This is a genomic window from Saccharothrix sp. ALI-22-I (assembly GCF_001984175.1).
In the GTDB taxonomy this organism is placed as follows: Bacteria; Actinomycetota; Actinomycetes; order Mycobacteriales; family Pseudonocardiaceae; genus Actinosynnema.
The window spans coordinates 1-3,746 of record NZ_MTQP01000005.1; the positions used below are offsets into that span (position 1 = coordinate 1).

At 66.8% G+C, this 3,746-nt stretch carries 3 protein-coding genes and 1 pseudogene; 2 read left to right on the forward strand and 2 right to left on the reverse strand.

All coding sequences use genetic code 11. From position 1 onward, the window contains the following. Positions 1 to 75: 75 nt before the first annotated feature. A complete protein-coding gene (locus tag ALI22I_RS52695) occupies positions 76 to 597 on the reverse strand; it encodes a hypothetical protein (RefSeq protein ID WP_238597980.1) in 522 nt (173 codons plus the stop codon). A gap of 35 nt (positions 598 to 632) precedes the next feature. Beyond that, positions 633 to 776, reverse strand: a pseudogene (locus ALI22I_RS54975) (transposase); the annotation flags it as partial. Between the two features lie 789 nt (positions 777 to 1,565). Between ALI22I_RS54975 and ALI22I_RS00090 the strand changes: the two are divergent. Both ALI22I_RS00090 and ALI22I_RS00095 read left to right on the forward strand, forming a co-directional pair. Beyond that, entirely contained in the window at positions 1,566 to 2,996 is a 1,431-nt protein-coding gene (locus tag ALI22I_RS00090) for a glycoside hydrolase family 43 protein (protein ID WP_077003552.1), read from the forward strand. A 188-nt stretch (positions 2,997 to 3,184) separates the two neighbouring features. Further along, on the forward strand, positions 3,185 to 3,661 hold the full coding sequence (locus ALI22I_RS00095) for a family 43 glycosylhydrolase (RefSeq protein ID WP_077003553.1): 477 nt from the start codon (positions 3,185 to 3,187) through the stop codon (positions 3,659 to 3,661). Positions 3,662 to 3,746 lie beyond the last annotated feature (85 nt).

A 3,746-nucleotide genomic window follows, 5' to 3' on the forward strand; every position in this document is an offset into this window, starting at 1 on the left:
GATGGTCCACTGGGCGATGACTAACATAATGAGCCGCGTTTGACCGGCGAATCCACCCAAACCTGGCAAAACGAACTACGCAAACCGGACAGAAGTACCCAAAAGTAGATCAGATGCCCTCTTACGGGCGATCCGCAAGGTCCCGTCCTCGCCCTCGATGAGATCCTGACCCACCACGGTGGCCAGCAACCGCACGGCGCGGTCCACCGGTTCGGTCAGCTCACGACCCTCCAGCAATGTCAGCATCGCGAACGCGTCCCGGGCGCGGGAGTCGACCAACGCCTCCCGCGCGGCGGAATCATCCCAGTCGATCGCGGGTTTGGCGCTACCGGCGTACTCGTCCCCGCTGGTGATCACCGCCCGCAGCGCGCCAGCCATGCCCGCCCCGGCCACCGCGAGCAGTCCCCGGACCGCCGAGCGGACAAGAGTGATCGTGTCCATCGTCGCGACCGCGTCGTACAACGGGGTCGAGTCCAGCACCCGCTTACGCCCCACCAGCCCCGCCCGCCGGGCGACATCCAGGACCACCTGGAAGATCCGGTCCGGCCGAGCCGAGCGGGCCAACCTCGCGCGCATGTCCACCAACACCGTGTGCACGAACCCGGATAGTCGAAATCCAAGCCCCCGGCGGCATACTTCCAGCGGGCGTCGAACGCGAACCGGTCGACCGCCTCCAGGTCCGAGAGCCCCTCGACGCGCTGCAACACCATCACCACCGCCACGATCATCGGCGGCACCGACCGGCGCCCCACATCGGTGAACAAGTCCGCGAACATCCCGTCGGGGAACAGGGCGAAACACTCCCGGTGCAGCACGCCGTAGCTCGAGTCGGGTGCGACACGGCCCTGGCAGTAGTCCACGGTCGAGCGCAGCAGATCGGTCTGGCGGGGTGCGCGTCCCAACGTCACCCGCTCATGCTGCCGAAACGATCATCCCGGCGGGGTGACCGACACACCGGAATTCTTAGCCGCCAAACACCAGCCACCTATCGTAGGCATGTTGGCGCGTTGTCAACAGTCCGATGCCGGACGCGCCTACTGAGACGTGTCAATGCTGTTAGCGCTAATAGAATTAGCGACCAGCTGTCGGGCCTGATGCCGCGCCCTGCTGCGAACCTCGGCAACGGACCATTCGCCGCCATCACCGGACGGCGTGAACCGGCTCGCCCGAAGGCCTGCGCGTCGTCCGGAGTCCGACACCTGGCACGCGTTCGACGCCCCTCCTGAAGGGGCCGCCCTGGACGGACACCACGCACCCCACGGTGATCGGATGCGGAACTGGGCGTTGACTTCCGGGATCTGCTCGCTGCAGGATGTGCCGCAACGCACTGGACACCGGCGCGAAACAAGGCTCGGACGGCCCTGGGCCGCCCTTACGGCCTCGATTCCCGTGCTGCTGCCGATCTGTCGGTCAGCGCATCGCGTGCCGGTACCGCTCCGCAGAGGAGAACCCCCTGGACACCGGATGACGTCGCACGAGCGAAGCCCTGATTGTTAACGCTAACAACCTACAGCGGTGCAGCTTCACGCCCGGTGATGGCCTTTGCAGAACGACAGGAGACGTACATGTCCGCGCTTCGCGCCCGGCTGGCGGCGATACTGGTCGCCGCGTGCCTGCTCATCACCTCCCAAGCCCTGACCGCACCCGAGCGGGCGGCCGCCGCCGACCCGGGCTACCTGATGACACACTTCATCGGGGAGGGGGCGAACGGTCAGCAGATCTACTTCTCGTACAGCGCGGACGGCCTGAACTGGACCGAGCTCAACGGCAGTGGAATAGCCCTTCGCTCCACGGTCGGCACGAAGGGGGTGCGCGACCCCGCACTGGTGAAATCCCCGAACGGTGACAAGTACTGGATCATCGCCACCGACCTGTGCATCAGCTGCGGGCAGAACTGGGATGCCGCCGTGTACAACGGCAGCCGCAACCTCGTGGTGTGGGAGTCGACGGACCTGATCAACTGGTCGGAGCCGTGGCTGCTCAACGTCGCCGGCGCGATCCCCGACGGGCGCAACGCCTGGGCGCCGGAAGCGATCTGGAACCCGGCCACCAACGACTACGTCCTGTACTGGGCGACGAACAAGCCCGTCAACGGCGTGAAGAAGCACCGCATCTACTACGCCCACACCAGCGACTTCCGCTCCATCACCACCCCGCAGATCTACATCGAGCGCCCCGGCACGCAGGAAATCATCGACACCCAGCTCGTCGAGATGCCGGCCGGCGTCGGCAGCCACCGCTACGTGCGGGCCTCCGGCGACGGCCAGATCACCCTCGAAGGCAGCAACTCGATCCTCGGCACCTGGACCAGTCTCGGCAACCTCTCCGGCATCGGCCTGACCGGCTCCCAGGTCGAGGGCCCGATGTGGATGAAGTTCCGCGACCGCAACGAGTGGGCGCTCTACCTCGACCAGTACTCCTCCGGACGCGGGTACATGCCGGTCACGACGACCGCCCCCTCCGCCTCCGGCACCTACCGGCTCCCGGCATCGGGCAGCTACAACATGGGCGTCACCAAGAAGCGCCACGGCTCGATCCTGAACCTCACGGCCGCCGAGGAGTCCCGCGTGCTCGCCCGCTGGGCCAACACCCCGGCCAAGCGGGTCCAGTCGTACAACTTCCAGGACCGGTACGTGCGGCACGCCAGCTTCGACGTGCGCATCGACCAGAACATCACCAGCCCGGACGCCCAGTTCCGACTGCGCCCCGGCCTGGCGGGCTCGGGAACCGTCTCCTTCGAGTCGGTGAACATGCCCGGATACTTCCTGCGCCACTCCAACTACGACTTCCAGCTGGTCTACAACGACGGCACCGCCCAGTTCGCCGCGGACGCCACCTTCCGGCAGGTCGCGGGGCTCGCCGACACCACCTGGTCCTCGTTCCAGTCCTACAACCACCCCGACCACTACATCCGCCACTACTCCTACCAACTCCGCCTCGACCCCATCACCACCGCGACGGGACGCAGTGACGCCACCTTCCGCGTGACGAACTGACCCGCGCAGAACAGGGAAGCCGGCGCCTCCACGGCGCCCCCTCACCCGCCAACCACCCCACCAGCGGGGAGGCGCCGGCTTCCCTTCCACGAACCATCCCGGCGACCCCGACGCCCAAGCACACTTCTCCCCCGCCGCCGACCGCCACCGAGTTCAAAGAGGCCCGTCCGGCCGACCAACTCGTCGTGATGACCGTTCACGGCTCCGACGGGACGAAGCGCACCTGGACGGTGAAGGCGCTGGTCATGAGGAGCCCGGTCCTGCCGGGGCTCACCGCCGACCCGAACATCGGCGTCGCGGTCTCCGACTCGCCCACCGGCCCGTTCAAGGACCCGCTGGGCAAGCCGCTGATCGCCCGCGGCGCCTACAACGGCATGATGATCGACCCGGCGGTCTTCACCGACGACGACGGCCAGTCGTACCTGTACTGGGGCAACGGACTGGCGTACGTGGTCCCGCTGAACCAGGACATGGTCTCCTTCGACGCCTCGAAGGTCACCGAGATCACCCCGAGCGGCTACCGCGAGGGCTCCTTCGTCATCAAGCGCAAGGGCACCTACTACTTCATGTGGTCGAGAACGACACGCGTGACGAGAACTACTGGGTCGCCTACGCCACCGGCTCCTCGCCCTGTGGGGTGCCAGAACTCTGCACTGGGCTGCTGACCTGCGGTGATCGTGCGCCATGCGCCACGGCGGCATGATCGTGAGACGTGACGCTACGACTGCCGTACCTGATCTTCGTTCGACT

Bases quoted from the DNA above. Each gene is read 5' to 3' on its own strand.
- ALI22I_RS00090 (WP_077003552.1), top strand. From the start codon at position 1,566: ATGTCCGCGCTTCGCGCCCGGCTGGCGGCGATACTGGTCGCCGCGTGC.
- ALI22I_RS00095 (WP_077003553.1), top strand. From the start codon at position 3,185: ATGACCGTTCACGGCTCCGACGGGACGAAGCGCACCTGGACGGTGAAG.